The following is a 15,740-nucleotide window of genomic DNA, read 5'->3' on the forward strand; positions in this document are numbered from 1 at the left end:
TTTCCTATCCTTCCGCCTATTTACATTCATGCTTCATTGTACCCAAAAACTTCTTAATAAAAAAGAAAAAATGAGCGGAGCAAGAAATTCTTTACCTAATTTCAAGATAAAATCAACTTTTTGTTTCACAGCAAACCTCTGAAGTTGCATATCCAACTATTTTTTTCATTAAAAACTAAACTTATTTTTGAAAATTATGCTTTCTAAAGTCGTGAAACACTTTAATAGAACATTTCTTTGTGGAAAACTATAAGTTGTTATTCTAAAAAAACTTATATCAAAAATAGTAAGGTAAATTTAGTTTTTTTATTTTGAATCCATAAAATAGTCTTGGATTGCTTCTCTTGTTTTTTTCACTTTTTCACTAAGTGATTCGTTTTTAGCCATATAAAAATAAAAAATGATATCAATCGTAGCGAATTGGGCCAAAAGTGAATTGGTTGCCGCACTTCGATTGGTGATTTCTTTTGGTCTTGATGTTTGTACGAGTACATCGGCTATCTTGCTAAGTGGGTTATTTCCAAATTGCGTCAACGCAATGATCTCGATATTCATATTTTTTGCTAGCTCAGCTAATGCAACTACATCTGCGCTTCTCCCTGAGTTCGAAACAAGCCAAAGTACTTTCTTCTTCTCATTGCTGACAAGTTGTGGGAGCAAGACATGGATATCTTTTTCAAAAATGATTGGCTTACCGACACGAGACCATTTTTGCAGAATGTCTTCTACCACTAAAGAAGAGGCACCAACACCATATAAAAAAACAGACTCAGCCGATTCCAAACATTCTACGACTTTTTGGATCGTTTCTTCTTCCAGAATATCTACTGTTTCTTTTATCGCTACTTGCGCATTGTTCCCAAGTTTGTTTTTGATAGAGTAAAAGGACTCATTTGCTTCGATATCGCTAAATCCTTCATCGATTCCAGTCTGTAATTCTGTTGAAATCGTGATTTTGAAGTCTGTCAAACTTTGAAACCCGATTTTTTTTGAAAAACGTACAACTGTCGGCGCACTCAAACCTGAAGCCTCCGCTAATTCATTAGCTGTCATTGTGGGGACCTTCTCAATATTTCCAATAATGTAGTTGGCCAACTTTTTTTCTGCTGAAGAATAATCTTCCATCATACTTTCAATACGACTAATTACGCTCATAAGTTCCTCCATCCTTTTAATAATCGTCTATGTAAGTATACCATATCAGTTCCTTGTTAACGGTCGTGTACTGGATAAAAAAACAAAAAAACAATCCGCACAATAGGATAGCTCATTCCATCAATCCCACAAATTCTATTGACCATCTGTGGGATTGTAGAATATCTGTTCTCTATTGTTTGGATTGTTTTTTATTTAGTGCTTTTTTATAGATGATTTATCTATTTGTTTTCTCTGCTGTAATTTTTGACTTCTGCTTCCATAGCATCAATAAAGATATTCAAATCTTCTACAGCTGTTTCTTTGCTTCCGTAACGACGTACATTCACTGTTGCATCTTCCAATTCTTTATCACCGACAACTAATTGGTAAGGAATTTTTTGTGTTTGAGAGGCACGAATCTTATAGCCCATTTTTTCATTGCGGTCATCGACTTCTACACGTAAACCTTTCATTTGCAAGCGTTCTTTGATTTCATAAGCATAATCGCCATGTGCATCAACAGAAACAGGGATGATTGTCGCTTGTATTGGTGCTAGCCATGTTGGAAAAGCGCCTTTGTATACTTCTGTCAAATAGGCGACAAAACGTTCCATCGTAGAAACGATTCCGCGGTGGATAACCACTGGACGATGCGTATTTTCCCCATCTTCTCCAACATATGTCAAATCAAAACGTTCCGGCAATAAGAAGTCTAATTGTATAGTTGACAATGTTTCTTCTGTCCCAAGAGCTGTTTTGACTTGGACATCTAATTTTGGTCCGTAAAAGGCTGCTTCACCTTCTGCTTCAAAGTAATCTAGCTCTAATTCATCCATAGCAGCTTTCAGCATTGCTTGGGCTTTTTCCCACATTGCATCATCATCAAAATATTTATCTGTATTGTTTGGATCGCGGTAGCTTAAGCGGAAACGATAATCTGTAATATTGAAGTCAGCATATACTGCGACCATCAATTCAAGCGTACGCTTAAATTCATCTTTGATTTGGTCAGGACGAACAAATGTATGACCATCGTTCAACGTCATTTCTCGTACACGTTGTAAACCTGACAAAGCACCTGATTTTTCATAGCGGTGCATCATTCCTAATTCAGCGATACGAATTGGTAATTCACGGTAAGAATGGATGGCGTTTTTGTAGACCATCATGTGATGAGGGCAGTTCATTGGACGAAGAACAAGCATTTCGCCATCTCCCATATCCATTGGCGGGAACATGTCTTCTTGATAATGATCCCAGTGTCCAGATGTTTTGTACAACTCAACATCTCCCATGATCGGTGTATACACATGTTGGTAACCTAGACTAACTTCTTTGTCTACGATATAACGTTCGATCGTACGTCGGATTGTTGCCCCTTTTGGAAGCCAGAATGGCAAACCAGAACCAACTTCTGGAGAAACCATAAACAAGTCAAGTTCTTTCCCTAGTTTACGATGATCTCTTTCTTTTGCTTCTTCACGCAGACGGATATATTCTTTCAAAGCTTTTTTATCAAAAAAGGCTGTTCCGTAAACTCGTTGCATCATTTGATTGTTTGAGTTTCCACGCCAGTAAGCACCTGCCACTGATAATAATTTGAATACTTGTATACGACCAGTAGACGGAACATGTGGTCCACGGCACAAATCGATGAATTCACCTTGTTGATAGGCAGTAATCACTTCTTCTTCTGGCAATTCACTAATCAGTTCTACTTTGTACGGGTCACTTGCAAAAATTTCTAATGCTTCTTGTTTCGAAAGAACACGGCGTTCGATTGGCAGATTTTCTTTGACGATTTTCATCATCTCTGCTTCGATTGCGGGAAGATCTTCTGCAGTTACTTGATTTTGTCCATTGTCTGTATCATAGTAAAACCCTGAATCAATAGCTGGCCCAACACCAAAGTGGATATTTGGATAGAGGCGGCGCATTGCTTGAGCCATCAAATGAGCTGCTGAATGTCGGACTAATCCAAGTGCATCTTCATGGTCTGGTGTGACGATCTCAATACTTGCATCTTCCTCGATTGGACGAGTCAAATCAATAAGTTTGCCGTTCACTTTACCAGCTAAAGCTTTTTTTGCTAAGCTTTTTGAAATACTTTCAGCGATTGCCAATGTTGTTGTACCAGCCTCAAATTCTTTGACTGCACCATCTGGAAAAGTAATTTTTATCATAATAGTTTCCTCCTTGAAATGTTTTGATTGATCAGATCATCAAGCTGAAAAACAAAAAATCCTAGCATCTCTTGAAAAGAGATACTAGGACGAAAAGTTCGTGGTTCCACCTAATGTTCAAACGCACATGCGTTCCTTAAACGTTGTAACGGTCCGACCGCCCTTGCTTCAACAAGGGTTTCGAAAGTGGTCATCCTTTGGTTTTCTCCTGGAAAAGTTTCAGCCTAGCTTTTCCTCTCTTATCGAAGACTCTCAAATTCAGTTGGCTTTCTCATCAATCAATTATGTGTTTATTTAACCACTAATAAATAGAAAAATCAAGTGTGAAACCAAACTTATTTTTTCCATTCCCCATTTACACCGTATGTTCCTTTTTTCATCTCGTTGATGATAACATGGATGTGTTCTTTTGGTGCTTGCGTGTTTTTATGAACAGCTTCCGTGATATCTTTCATCATATTTTCTAATTGTTCCGGACTGCGACCTTCTACTAATTCGACATGTACGAATGGCATAATGTTCTCTCCTCTTTCTGATTGTTCTTTTTTCATCTCGATTCTATCATACTATGTTTGTCTTGGGTACTGAATCCGGAAAAATGGCTGGGTCTTTTTTTGCTCTCAGCGCACTCAGGATAGAGACCGTATCCACGACTTCTTGCAAAACAGCCCCGAATAACGCAGGAACCAGACCCGTACTTGCTATTAACATCAAAAAAATACAAATAAAGATGCCAATCAGTACAGATTGTTTCGCTATTCTCATCGTATCTTTTGAGATCACTACTGCTTTTGCTACACGCAAAAGATCATCTTTCAAGATGACCGCATCTGCACTTTCACTAGCAGCTGTAGAACCATGAGCGCCCATTGCAATGCCGATATCTGCAGCAGCAAGTGCTGGTGCGTCATTCACACCGTCTCCTATCATCGCCACAGGTCGTTGATCTTTAGGGATACGTTCTAAAATAGTCAATTTGTCTTGAGGCAAGCAATGAGCATGTACAGAATCTAATTTGACTTCCTCTGCAATCGCTTGAGCAATGGCTGATCCATCTCCGGTAATCATCATCAAATTTTTCACACCAAGATTTCTTAGCTCTTTGATTGTCCTTGCTGCTTCTGAGCGAATCTGATCCGAAAATAGGATGGTTCCTGCAAAGGATTGATCAATGGCTACATAGATTGCTGTTTCAGAAGTCTCGATTTCTTCCACTGAAACAAAAGAAGCGCGTCCAATCTTTACGTCATGATTATTGACTACTGCTTGGATTCCTTGACCTGTCACTTCTTTCAGTTGACTAACAGGATACAGTTGGCTGTTTTTCACGTTGTTCACTAACGAACGAGCTAAGATATGGCTAGATTCCTGTTCTGCACTTGCTGCATACATAAGTAGCTCTTCTTTTTTCATTCCATTGACTGGTTGAATCGCCTCTACTTCTAATATTCCTTTGGTAAGCGTTCCTGTTTTATCAAAAGCAATCGTTTTTGTACGTGCGAGCTTTTCAATCGTTGTTCCAGTTTTAACAACAATCCCGTTTTTACTTGAACGGCTCATCCCAGCAACTAAAGCGATCGGCGCAGCTAAAATCAATGGACAAGGCGATGCTACGACCAATACTTCTGCAAAACGCAAAGGATCTTTTGAGAACCACCAAGAAATACCGCCAATCAAATATGCGATCAATGTAAAGGGAACCGCATAACGATCAGCTAAACGGACGAATCGGGCAGGTTTTTCTTTTGATTCTTCGACTAATTTAATGATCATTTGATATTGGCTATCTGCAGCGCGTTTTTCAGCAATCATTTGGATTGATCCGTCTCCATTTAAAGACCCAGACATGATCTGATCTCCAGGTTTCTTTGTTTCTGGACGAGACTCTCCTGTCAAAGAAGATTCATCGACTGATGATTCTCCTTTGATCACTCGACCATCAACTGGTACAAGCTCGCCAGACTTGACTAGCAGCTGATCATCCACGTTTATTTCATCAATTACTATATCCTGCCATCTTCCTTCTTTGAATCGATGGGCGATTCTTGGGGTGTTGTTTAATAAAGATTGCAATTCTTTACCTGCTCGTTTATTCGCGTATTCTTCTAGACTATCTCCACCTGTAAGCATGATCAATATCATCAAACTAGCCCAATATTCTTTGACGGCTAATGTTGCAAGGATTGCGGTAATCGCTAATATATCTACACCATATCTTCCTGAACGCAATGTTTTGATCATTTCCAAAAACATCAAGAAGGCGAGAATCCCTCCAGTAAATGCAACAATCATAAAAGCAAGTCCCGGCTGATGGAAAACAAATTCACTTAACAAAGCTACTCCGCCAATAAATAAAGTAAGTAAAAATTTTTTAAAATGTGTCATAGTTTCTTCTCCTCTTTTTTGTGACTTAGAGGTTAGTCATCCATCTTCAATTGCCTCTCTTTCTCTTAAGCATAGTCCTTGCTTAACACTTTTTAAAACAATAGGCCTTAATTGAAAACAACTATCACTATCAGCGTTTCCAATAGTCGCCAGTCCGATAAACGAATCTATCGAGCAAAGAGGACTTTTTTCGATTCATCCGTTAAAAAGTACCTTTTTTCGAAAAACTGTGCTATACTTTTAATTCGTTATTTACGGCGGAAGGAGCAAACATGTGATGAATGAGAAACAACTAGAACAAACGCACGTGGATGAAACGATCGAACTAATCCAGATCGAACAAAATATGCTGGATACAAAACAACGAGAATTGACTCAAGAAATGAATCATTCGACAAAAGACACAGCTAATCACAAGATTCGAGCTGGTTCCAATGAAGCTTTTTATGAATCTGCTGTTGAATATCGTCAACATGAGCAAGAATTGCTTTTAAAATATCATACTCTTGAGGCGCAGCAAAAACGCCTACAAACGTTGTCTGTTATGAAAGACAGTCCTTACTTTGCCCGTATCGATTTTAAAGAAGACCGTGAAACAGAAACATTGTATCTAGGTATCGCTTCTTTAAGAGATCTAGCAGAAGAAACAATTGTTATTGACTGGCGCGCACCAATTGCCAACCTTTATTATGAAGGTGAGATTGGTCCCGCATTTTATGAAACTGAAACAGATAGAATAGATGTCGATCTGCAGTTGAAACGACAATTTAAAATCCAAGAAGGACGTATTTTATCTATGGTAGATACGTCGGAAGTAATCAACGATGACTTTTTGCTAGAGATATTGGACGAAGCATCAAGCAACCATATGAAAAATATCGTCTCTACGATACAAAAAGCACAAAATGCAATCATTCGGGACACAACAAGTAAAGTTATGCTGATTGAAGGAATCGCCGGAAGCGGAAAAACGTCTGCTCTGCTTCAACGTATTGCTTTTCTGTTGTATCATAATCGCAAATGGCTAGAGGCAGAAAACGTGCTTCTATTTTCACCAAACCATTTGTTTTCTGATTATATCTCGACTGTATTGCCTTCATTAGGTGAAAGCGGTGTGCCTACACAAACATTCAAAAATTATATTTCACAGCTGTTGCCAGAGTTTTCTTTATTAGACGAACAGCAACAGGAAAGTGGTTTTTTGCTAGGCGAAAAAGATCCGATACAAGTGATGAAAAGCGGATTGACCTTAGTGGATCAGATTGATCGCTATATCCAAAGCATCACAAGCTACGGTCCCTTGTTCCGTGATATGAAAATAAATGGCCGTACGATCCTATCAAAGGAATCGATTCGCCAATGGTATAAAGAAACAAATGAACAACTTCCCTTACACCACAGACTCTCTCTATTACAAACGAAACTACTGAAAAAACTAGGCGGTCTGCAAAAAGATGAAACACGTCAACAATGGGTCAAAGATCTCGCGGAAGAGCAGCTCCAAGAACTATACGCAACAGATCCTAATCTTGAATATACAGAACAAAAGGAGCGTTCCTTACGTAAAAAACTGGCTAACCAAATCGTACGTAAACGATTCCGTCGAATTCATCGAGGAATCATGAATTATCAATTTGTCAATATAACGAAACAATATCTCCACTTTTTACAAACTGTGCCACTTTCTCTTCTGACACGGCATAAAATCAGCGAGACCAGATGGCAAGAACATTTAGCAACTATTCGTACACATTTGCGTCAAAGAGAGTTGCCCCAAGAGGATGCTGTCCTATTCTTTTTACTGATGCGCCGAACGTATCCGGTGACGGTCACACACAAAGCTCGCTATATCTTTATTGATGAAATGCAGGATTTCGCACCATCACAAGTCGCATTGTTGCAAGCCTTGTTCCCAAAAGCAAATTTGACTTTCTGTGGAGATCTAAATCAAAATGTCTTTGGAAATGAAACGATCGTGGGATCATTGGAAGAACTTTTCGTGGACCGTGAAGTCACCCGTTTCCAATTAACGACAAGCTATCGTTCCACAAAAGAAATCACTGATTTTGCTAATCACTTTATTGCAAAAGAACATCGAGTAGAGACTACAGCAAGAAAAGGCGATTTGCCTTTGCTCATCCAAGGAACAACTGATGATGTCAAACTGAATTGGTTAGCAGATACCATTCGAACGACTCAGGGAAAAGCCCGGTATTGGCGTACAGCAATCATTGCTAAAACCCAAGAAGAATGCGAGACTCTTTATGCTCAACTGCCAGACGAGTTGAAACAACAAGTCCAGCTGATTTTAAATGAGAGTGATTTTATGAAGCGTTCCATTATTTTACTTCCGGCCTTTTTAGCAAAAGGTCTGGAGTTTGACCGAGTTTTCTTGTGGGATGTAGATGCAGATCATTTTTCTTCTCAACAAGACAAATTGATCCTTTACACCATGTGTACACGCGCGATGCATGAATTGACACTTTTTACATCCAATAATGAAAGTCCTTTGTTAAACAATATGGATATTTCATCTTATGAGAAAAAAGTATTGTAACTAAAAAGACAACTGCTATCGTTAATGTTAGCAGTTGTCTTTTTAGTTACAGTAATAATTGCAGAAAAAGTAATTCTATCATTTATTCTATATATAAATCCAAATCTGTTTCAGGATATTTTAATTTGACAAGCGAAATAATCATTTTCAGTTCTTCCATGTTTTCTGGATATTCTGGGTCAAATACCTTACTATGACGTCCAATACCGCCATTGTCGATCAATCGGTAAATTCGGTTCCATTCAATGAACTGATCGATTGATTGGAAATTGCTGATTGGATACCCCCCACAATCCAAAATTTCTGATACACGAAATGCTAGGTATGCACTATCGACCACTTTATTTTTTTTCGTATCTATCTTCTCATTTCTTTCGATGAGAATTTTTTCAGGATGATGCTTTAAGCTCCACTCCAATAGTAGAAAGAAAGCCTCCATCCGATACTCTTCTTCAAATAACCGAAAGGCTGAATCAGAACGACGAAAAAGCAGCGGAATCAAATATTTTTGTCTATAAATCAGCATTGGTGCGCGGTCCACCATACACTCTAAATAACGGTTCAGATACCCTGTACCGACATAGTTTCCTAATCGATAGCCTTCAACGCCGAATCTTGCGTATTTTTGCGCTAATTTTGAACAATCAGTTACGTTCACTGCTAACTCTTCTACTTTGCGGTAACCGCTTAAGATACGTTCAAAAGGTTCTAAAGTGATTTTTGCTTCCATATTCTTCCCCGTCCATCTTCCACATACTTCATATCATTTCATATGATACTTATGCTCTCATCATACCACAGGTTGAATTAGAATAGAAAATAAATCACACAAAAAAACAAGACAATCTGTTAGTGAGATTGTCCTGCTTTTTGAAAAAGACTGAATGCTTTTCGTTAAAACTGATTGCTTAGTCTTCTAATGCCACATTATGGAACACATGCTGTACATCTTCTAGATCTTCTAGCGCATCAATCATTTTTTCAAATGTTTCTTGGTCTTCTGAAGATAATGTAACTTCGGTTTGAGGAATCATTTGGATCTCAGCAATTGAAAAATCAGTGATTCCTTTTTCTTTTAATGCTTCTTGGATACTATGGAAATCCGCTACTTCACCGTAAACGATGATTTGTCCATCTTCTTCCATCACATCACGAACGTCGATGTCTTTTTCCATTAGATATTCAAGGATCTCATCAGCGTCTTCTCCTGCAAATGCAAAGATCGCTGTATTGTCAAACATATAAGAAACCGCTCCAGAAACACCCATGTTCCCGCCATTTTTCCCAAATGCTGCTCGTACGTCTGCTGCTGTTCGATTCACATTGTTTGTCAATGTATCAACGATCACCATTGAGCCGCTTGGTCCAAATCCTTCATAACGTAATTCAGAGTATGTTTCATCTCCTGCACCTTTTGCTTTTTCGATTGCTCGGTCAATAATATGTTTTGGTACATTATAAGTTTTAGCGCGATCAATGACGAAACGTAGTTTTTGGTTTGCATGCGGATCAGGATCACCTGATTTTGCTGCCGCGTAGATTTCAATCCCAAATTTTGCATAAATCCGGCTATTATTAGCATCTTTAGCAGTTTTCTTTGCTACGATATTTGCCCATTTACGTCCCATATTTTCACTTCGCTTTCTGATTTGATAGTTTCATAACGCAAAAACGTCCTGTTCCATTATACTTGTGAATCACGATTCTGTGAAGCTTTTTTTCTTTCTTCCTTCATTCTTCTCATTTTCAGTCAAAGGTCTATACTTGGATTGGGATTTGTCCGAAATTCTGTTCTGGAATATTGCCTCCCAATTGATAGATTTGATCACTTCTAACTAACAGTTCCGCTTCTTGTGCCTCTTTTTTTCCGATTCGGGAATAAATAGAAATCTCTTTTTTTTCTTTTAAGAATCTTCTTCCAGCATCGGTAAATCCAAGTAGTCGAAGATAGTTTTTATTTTGTTGGATAGGAATCTCTTGCTTTTTGATATTCAGCAAGACATAACAAGATAATCTTTGGATCCGCGTCCATGTATATCTCTTTGTTTTTACTTTTGACACAAAATCCGCAAAACCGTTAGCTGTTGCAGCTGCTGTCTTCATGCGAGTTTCTATTCCTTCGGTCATCTGATAGATATCTGTCAATTCCATCAAAGTAGAAGATAACAACCGATAACGCAAATACGGCCAATAGGATTCCCAAGTCTGTAACGAACAAGTGGAAAGATCTTCTTCTGTCTGAAATGGCACAAGTCCAGCGATCCTTTTTCCTTTTTCTAACGCATGGCGAATGGCTGTTGCACTGGCTATTGTTTGATCTGTGATTGTTTTTTCATGATAGCCTGCACTTTTACGCTGGATCGGATGTAACTCCATAGGGTGGATATACTTAGCATTTTCTTTTGCATAACTTAATCCTAAAATATGATTGGGTGAAGAAAAATCAAGCGCAATATCGGGATACAGACTGCGAAAAACTGCAGTCATTTTTTGCGGATAACTATACGTTTGATCAGACAGTTCGTGAAAAGACTCTTCTATCTTATCTTGATTCTGTTGAACAAATCGGCCGAAACTACCATAGTCAAACGAAGTCTCTTCTTCTGTTCCAAAACACAAACTGTCACAGTCCAATGCTTGCAAGATTTTCACTGCACCTTTGGCAAAATAATCAGCTGACTGAACCGCCCATTCGACAGGAAGCTCTACTACTAAATCCACACCATTTTGCAAAGCTTCATTCGCACGATGCCATTTATCGATGATAGCTGGTTCGCCTCGTTGCAAAAAATTCCCGCTCATTACAGCAATGACGACCTCTGCTCCTGTTGTTTTTCGTGCCATTTCAGCATGATAGCGATGTCCATTGTGAAATGGATTGTACTCTACGATAATCCCGCAGCTTTTCATGTCCGTCCTCCTTCATAGTTTATCGATAAAAAAACACTAGAGACAAGTAAGGAAAAGTCAAAAATCAGAAAAAATACCCGAACTATATAAACTATTCTCGCAAACACAATACTTCTGCGAAGAAAAGCTGCACCGCAAGAGCAATGCCTATATCGTTCGGATATATAATTTATGTTGAAGATTTATTCTTTTTCTTGTTAACTCGAGCAGGCAAAATTGCTAGTCTTTGTATGCTACGAAGAACCAGCGCTTTGATTTCTCTGATGCTGCTTCGTCTGTAAAATCAGAAAATGCTTCGACTTTCGAAAACCCACTGTTTTCCAGCATTCTTAAATAGCTTTCCAATGGATAGGTACGCTCTTCATGTAGTTCATCTTCACGGACAAATCGCCCAGATCCTTCTGGTTCCTCAACGAAAAAAGTCAGAAAATGTTCGATGCTGTGTTTTTCACTTCCTGGATAGCTATCCCACAAAAAAGCAAAATTATCCCCTTGATAATGATAGCTATATTCTGGAAAAACCTCGTCTACTTGATAGGTGGAGTGCACGTCAAATAAAAATCGGCCATTTTCTTCTAACGCTTGATAGACTTCATCAAAAACTTGCTGTACCTCTTGTCTATTTTTCATGTAGCACAACGAATCAGAAAAACAAGTAATTGCTTGATATTGACCGATTTCTGATAAATCGAGCATATTGCCTTCTACAAATTGGATCGATGCGTCTTCTTCATATGCTCGCTGGCTCGCGATCATCAACATCTCTTCTGAAAGGTCTAACCCTGTCACTTCATATCCATCTTTTGCAAAGGCAACCGCTAATGCTCCAGTACCGCACGCCAGTTCCAAAATATTTTTTGTGTCTTCTTGCAAATGACGTTTCGAAAAAGCTAACCACTGCTGGTAAAGCATTTCGTCCATCACTTCATCGTAAATGAAAGCAAATGTTTCATAAGCCATGTTAATCCAACCATTCATTAAGATCGACTAACGGCGCATCTGACCATAGTTTTTCCAAATTATAGAAGCTTCGTTCTGGCGCATGGAAAACATGTACGATCAAATCTCCAAGGTCGATCAATACCCATTTTCCGCCTTCTTTTCCTTCAATACGTTTTACTTCATATTTGTTTTCTTCTTCTTTATCAATGATTTCTTCTGTAATTGCGTTGATTTGACGTTCACTATTTGCTGAACAGATCATGAAATAATCTGCTAACAAGGAAACATTTCGAACGTCTAAAGCGATAATGTCTTCTGCCCGTTTTGAATCTGCTGCTTTAACCGCAATTTTTAATTGTTCTTTACTATCTATGATGATTTCCTCCTAATATTGAGTGGCTTATTTTTTTGCTACCCAGTAATTATATGTTTCGATTGTTTTTGGATAAATCTGTTGTTCTTGTGCAAGTAGATGGGATAGCGTATGTTTTGTTTCAAATGCTACTGCTTCATCTAGATCAACCCATGCAATTGTCCGTGCATCTTGCACCCCAGGAAAATCCCGACCTGGTTCAATATAATCTGCTACATAAATGATTTTGTCCAGGAGACTCATTTTAGCAGCGCCAGTCGTATGCACTCGTATCGCGTGAAGAATCTCTGAATCAGTGATTCCTAATTCCCGTTCTACAAATGAAGCACCAACAAGCCCATGCCAGATAGCATTATTATAATTCAATAATTCTGGATCAAAACCGTCTCTTACGATCACCATTTTGAACTCCTCATCTGGTCGTTCTTTCGCATAATCGTGTGTCAATGCAGCGATACTAGCTTTTTCAGGAGAAGCACCGTATTTTTTGGCAAGAGCAACAGCTGTTTCTTCTACTCCAAGCACGTGCTTGAAGCGTTGTTCGCTCATTCTCATCTGTATTTTTTGCATCAGGTTTTCTCTAGAATAAGCAGTATATTCATTACTATAGTCCATCTTCATACAACCCTTCATTTTGGATATAATCAATTACTTTATCTGGAACAAGATAGCGGATAGAACAGCCTTCTTTGATCTTTTGACGTATTTTTGTGGAACTGATGTCGATTTCAGGTACATCTACCCAAATCACAGGATATGGCGTATCTGTTGTGTAACCTGGTCGACGTATGCCCACAAAATTGACCATCGAAGTCAACTCATCGATTTTATACCATTTTGGCAAATATTCTACCATATCCCCGCCGATAATAAAGTAATAATCTGTATCCGGATTGTTTTGTGTCAATTCCTTCATCGTATCATAGGTGTAGCTTTTCCCACCACGAGCTAATTCAATCGTTTCAATCTGCAAAAAAGGGTTGTCTTCCACCGCTAATTCCAACATGTTGAGTCGGTGTTTTGCATCAATCGTCTCTTTCTCATCAACATGAGGCGGCTGATAAGAAGGCATTAAAAATACGCGGTCAAGACCTAAATTCCGGCCAGCTTGTTCAGCCATCACTAAATGAGCAAGGTGAACGGGATTGAACGTTCCGCCTAGGATCCCTACTTGCTTTTTCTTCTCTAAGAATTGAGGCATTTCTTTAGGAAATAGTTGTGAATGAACAAATGTCTTAGCTTGCGTATTCATCATGGTCACTCCTTATATTGCTTTTACTTCATTTGATAACTTTTGATACTTTTCTTTTGTAGAAGGTTTGTATAATACGATCACTCGTCCAATGATTTGGACGATTTCACAGTCGATTTCTTTTTCTAATACTTGAGCTGCTTCTTCTGCAACCTCATCTGTATTTTGAAGTAGAGATACTTTGATCAGTTCTCTTTTTTCTAAAGCTTCTTCAATTTGGACGATCATTGCTGAATTAATTCCACCTTTACCGATTTGAAAAATCGGCTGAAGATGATGCGCTTTGCTACGTAAAAAACGCTTTTGTTTTCCTCTTAAACTCATAATTTTCCTTCTTCCTTAAATCAATGCTTTGCGTTTCAATACATCTACACCCTTTGGCGCCCAGCCCGCAATTACTGCTGGCGCTGTTACAGTGATCCAGCCTAGACCGGCAAAAACGATGTCTGTTTTTTCTTTCACAGAAAACTCAAAACGAACAAGCTCCGGAAATGCCTCGACTTCATCAGGACGAGGAGGCTGTAATAATCCACCTACATGTTTTTGATAAAATTCGTCTGCTTTTTCCAGTTTCGTTCGATGAATATTTACATCATTTGACACATAAGCAATAAATGAAGCACGATTGCCACTGATAAAATCAAACCTTGCAAGTCCACCCAAGAAAAGTGTTTGCCCTTCATTCAGCTGATAAACTTTAGGTTTGATTTCTTTTAACGGGGCAATGATCCGCAAATCTTTTTTACCTAAGTAGTGCGCCATTTGATGTCGATGGATGATCCCCGGTGTATCAATCAAAAAATGTCCATCATCTAAAGGAATCTCGATTTTATCCAAGGTCGTTCCGGGAAACTGTGAGGTTGTGATCACATCTTGTACTCCCGCTGTATTTTTGATGATTTGATTGATAAGCGTTGATTTCCCTACGTTTGTTACTCCGACGATATAGACATCCCGTCCATCGCGGTATTCTTCAATTTTTTCTAATAGTTCCGTCATCTCATGAGATTTCTTAGCACTAGTTAGTAATACATCTACTGGACGAATCCCTGCTTCGTGAGCACGTTCCTTCATCCATTGTGTTAATTTAGGTTTTTTCAATGATTTCGGTAATATATCCACTTTGTTTCCCACTAAAAGTACTGGATTATCACCGACAAAACGGTGTAGTCCTGGAATCAGTGAACCATTGAAGTCAAAAATATCCACCACATTGACAATCAATGCATCTTTTTGCCCTAATTCATTCAGTAAGCGTAAAAAGTCGTCATCCGTCAATGAGACATCTTGGATCTCATTATAATGGCGTAATCTGAAACAACGCTGACAATAGACTTCCCCGGAAGCTAACCCTTTTTCCAAAGCCGTTTGCGGCGTGTATCCTAATTCACCGGGTTTGCTTGTTTGTATAACGGCACCGCAGCCGATACATTGTAATTCTTCTGTCATTCGATTCCACCTCGCCAGCCCATATCAGGGTATTTTGCTAATAGATAGGCCATAATTCTTTTTTCCCAAAAACGATTAAATTGTGTCTTCCAACTATCTGTTGCGATGATGGGTTTTACAAGGATGCTACGTATCCCTGCACGGTTGGCTCCACGTATATCAGTCATGATCTGATCGCCTACCATTACTATCTCATCATCTGCTAAATCCAATTGTTTCTTTGCTATGTTGATCCCTCTTGCTAAAGGTTTCATTGCTCGTGCAACATACAAAAGATCAAATTTTTCAATCGCTCGCGCGACACGTTTTGAATTATTGTTTGAAACAACAACAACAGGGATTCCTGCATTTTTCATTTCTAAAATCCAAGTAAGCAACTCTTCTGTTCCATCTGGATTATTCCATGCAATCAACGTATTGTCTAAATCTGTCAATACTGCTTTAATGCCTAGATTCTTTAATTGGGCAGGTGTAATCTGATAGATGGCTTCTACCATCCATGTTGGTTTGTAATTTGAAAACATGTTGTCTCCTCATCTGCAAAAAATGAAG

General features: G+C 38.6%; 15 protein-coding genes. 1 reads left to right on the forward strand and 14 read right to left on the reverse strand.

Annotation, left to right across the window (positions count from 1 at the left end):
* Positions 1–306 precede the first annotated feature (306 nt).
* The 4 genes from RWU19_RS05365 to RWU19_RS05380 all read right to left on the reverse strand — a co-directional run bounded on the left by RWU19_RS05365 (position 307) and on the right by RWU19_RS05380 (position 5,705).
* Positions 307–1,155 (reverse strand): MurR/RpiR family transcriptional regulator, encoded by an 849-nt coding sequence (locus RWU19_RS05365; RefSeq protein WP_002290869.1) that lies wholly within the window; start codon positions 1,153–1,155, stop codon positions 307–309.
* 221 nt (positions 1,156–1,376) lie between these two features.
* A complete protein-coding gene (gene thrS / locus RWU19_RS05370; RefSeq protein ID WP_002290867.1) occupies positions 1,377–3,320 on the reverse strand; it encodes a threonine--tRNA ligase in 1,944 nt (647 codons plus the stop codon).
* A gap of 335 nt (positions 3,321–3,655) precedes the next feature.
* Positions 3,656–3,835, reverse strand: coding sequence for a 2-hydroxymuconate tautomerase (locus RWU19_RS05375; protein ID WP_002287649.1), 180 nt, complete (start codon positions 3,833–3,835; stop codon positions 3,656–3,658).
* Positions 3,836–3,881: 46 nt separating this feature from the next.
* Positions 3,882–5,705, reverse strand: coding sequence for a heavy metal translocating P-type ATPase (locus RWU19_RS05380; RefSeq protein WP_123838163.1), 1,824 nt, complete (start codon positions 5,703–5,705; stop codon positions 3,882–3,884).
* A gap of 277 nt (positions 5,706–5,982) precedes the next feature.
* Here RWU19_RS05380 and helD point away from each other — a divergent pair, with 277 nt between their 5' ends.
* Positions 5,983–8,262, forward strand: coding sequence for an RNA polymerase recycling motor HelD (gene helD / locus RWU19_RS05385; protein WP_123838162.1), 2,280 nt, complete (start codon positions 5,983–5,985; stop codon positions 8,260–8,262).
* Between the two features lie 82 nt (positions 8,263–8,344).
* Here the strand turns inward: helD and RWU19_RS05390 are convergent, their stop codons facing one another.
* From RWU19_RS05390 to RWU19_RS05435, 10 genes are all read right to left on the reverse strand, one after another.
* Positions 8,345–8,992, reverse strand: a complete 648-nt coding sequence (locus RWU19_RS05390) for a hypothetical protein (RefSeq protein ID WP_002290861.1) — start codon at positions 8,990–8,992, stop codon at positions 8,345–8,347.
* Between the two features lie 178 nt (positions 8,993–9,170).
* On the reverse strand, positions 9,171–9,890 hold the full coding sequence (locus RWU19_RS05395; RefSeq protein WP_002290860.1) for a YebC/PmpR family DNA-binding transcriptional regulator: 720 nt from the start codon (positions 9,888–9,890) through the stop codon (positions 9,171–9,173).
* A gap of 130 nt (positions 9,891–10,020) precedes the next feature.
* Positions 10,021–11,172 carry a nucleotidyltransferase gene (locus RWU19_RS05400; protein ID WP_002343003.1) on the reverse strand — a complete coding sequence of 384 codons (1,152 nt, stop codon included), beginning with the start codon at positions 11,170–11,172 and terminating at the stop codon, positions 10,021–10,023.
* A gap of 219 nt (positions 11,173–11,391) precedes the next feature.
* Positions 11,392–12,132 carry a class I SAM-dependent DNA methyltransferase gene (locus RWU19_RS05405; protein ID WP_024634809.1) on the reverse strand — a complete coding sequence of 247 codons (741 nt, stop codon included), beginning with the start codon at positions 12,130–12,132 and terminating at the stop codon, positions 11,392–11,394.
* A 1-nt stretch (position 12,133) separates the two neighbouring features.
* Complete coding sequence (rsfS, locus tag RWU19_RS05410) at positions 12,134–12,493, reverse strand: ribosome silencing factor (protein WP_079997869.1); 360 nt, start codon at positions 12,491–12,493, stop codon at positions 12,134–12,136.
* Between the two features lie 21 nt (positions 12,494–12,514).
* Positions 12,515–13,108 carry a bis(5'-nucleosyl)-tetraphosphatase (symmetrical) YqeK gene (yqeK, locus tag RWU19_RS05415; protein WP_002314176.1) on the reverse strand — a complete coding sequence of 198 codons (594 nt, stop codon included), beginning with the start codon at positions 13,106–13,108 and terminating at the stop codon, positions 12,515–12,517.
* Positions 13,092–13,742, reverse strand: coding sequence for a nicotinate-nucleotide adenylyltransferase (locus RWU19_RS05420; RefSeq protein WP_002316969.1), 651 nt, complete (start codon positions 13,740–13,742; stop codon positions 13,092–13,094). Before RWU19_RS05420 ends, yqeK begins: the two co-directional genes overlap by 17 nt.
* Before the next feature lie 9 nt (positions 13,743–13,751).
* Complete coding sequence (yhbY, locus tag RWU19_RS05425) at positions 13,752–14,063, reverse strand: ribosome assembly RNA-binding protein YhbY (protein WP_002310375.1); 312 nt, start codon at positions 14,061–14,063, stop codon at positions 13,752–13,754.
* Positions 14,064–14,078: 15 nt separating this feature from the next.
* The gene (yqeH, locus tag RWU19_RS05430; RefSeq protein ID WP_002310374.1) at positions 14,079–15,188 is read right to left on the reverse strand and encodes a ribosome biogenesis GTPase YqeH; all 1,110 of its coding nucleotides are present in this window, start codon (positions 15,186–15,188) and stop codon (positions 14,079–14,081) included.
* The gene (locus RWU19_RS05435; protein ID WP_002310373.1) at positions 15,185–15,712 is read right to left on the reverse strand and encodes a YqeG family HAD IIIA-type phosphatase; all 528 of its coding nucleotides are present in this window, start codon (positions 15,710–15,712) and stop codon (positions 15,185–15,187) included. The genes yqeH and RWU19_RS05435 overlap by 4 nt, the downstream gene beginning before the upstream one ends.
* Positions 15,713–15,740: the final 28 nt, after the last annotated feature.

The organism is Enterococcus sp. 2STP (assembly GCF_032465635.1).
Taxonomy (GTDB): domain Bacteria; phylum Bacillota; class Bacilli; order Lactobacillales; family Enterococcaceae; genus Enterococcus_B; species Enterococcus_B lactis.

Bases quoted from the DNA above. Each gene is read 5' to 3' on its own strand.
- RWU19_RS05380 (WP_123838163.1), bottom strand. From the start codon at position 5,705: ATGACACATTTTAAAAAATTTTTACTTACTTTATTTATTGGCGGAGTA.
- RWU19_RS05375 (WP_002287649.1), bottom strand. From the start codon at position 3,835: ATGCCATTCGTACATGTCGAATTAGTAGAAGGTCGCAGTCCGGAACAA.
- RWU19_RS05405 (WP_024634809.1), bottom strand. From the start codon at position 12,132: ATGGCTTATGAAACATTTGCTTTCATTTACGATGAAGTGATGGACGAA.
- RWU19_RS05390 (WP_002290861.1), bottom strand. From the start codon at position 8,992: ATGGAAGCAAAAATCACTTTAGAACCTTTTGAACGTATCTTAAGCGGT.
- RWU19_RS05420 (WP_002316969.1), bottom strand. From the start codon at position 13,742: ATGATGAATACGCAAGCTAAGACATTTGTTCATTCACAACTATTTCCT.
- thrS (WP_002290867.1), bottom strand. From the start codon at position 3,320: ATGATAAAAATTACTTTTCCAGATGGTGCAGTCAAAGAATTTGAGGCT.
- RWU19_RS05395 (WP_002290860.1), bottom strand. From the start codon at position 9,890: ATGGGACGTAAATGGGCAAATATCGTAGCAAAGAAAACTGCTAAAGAT.
- helD (WP_123838162.1), top strand. From the start codon at position 5,983: ATGAATGAGAAACAACTAGAACAAACGCACGTGGATGAAACGATCGAA.
- RWU19_RS05365 (WP_002290869.1), bottom strand. From the start codon at position 1,155: ATGAGCGTAATTAGTCGTATTGAAAGTATGATGGAAGATTATTCTTCA.
- RWU19_RS05435 (WP_002310373.1), bottom strand. From the start codon at position 15,712: ATGTTTTCAAATTACAAACCAACATGGATGGTAGAAGCCATCTATCAG.
- yqeH (WP_002310374.1), bottom strand. From the start codon at position 15,188: ATGACAGAAGAATTACAATGTATCGGCTGCGGTGCCGTTATACAAACA.
- RWU19_RS05400 (WP_002343003.1), bottom strand. From the start codon at position 11,172: ATGAAAAGCTGCGGGATTATCGTAGAGTACAATCCATTTCACAATGGA.
- yhbY (WP_002310375.1), bottom strand. From the start codon at position 14,063: ATGAGTTTAAGAGGAAAACAAAAGCGTTTTTTACGTAGCAAAGCGCAT.
- yqeK (WP_002314176.1), bottom strand. From the start codon at position 13,108: ATGAAGATGGACTATAGTAATGAATATACTGCTTATTCTAGAGAAAAC.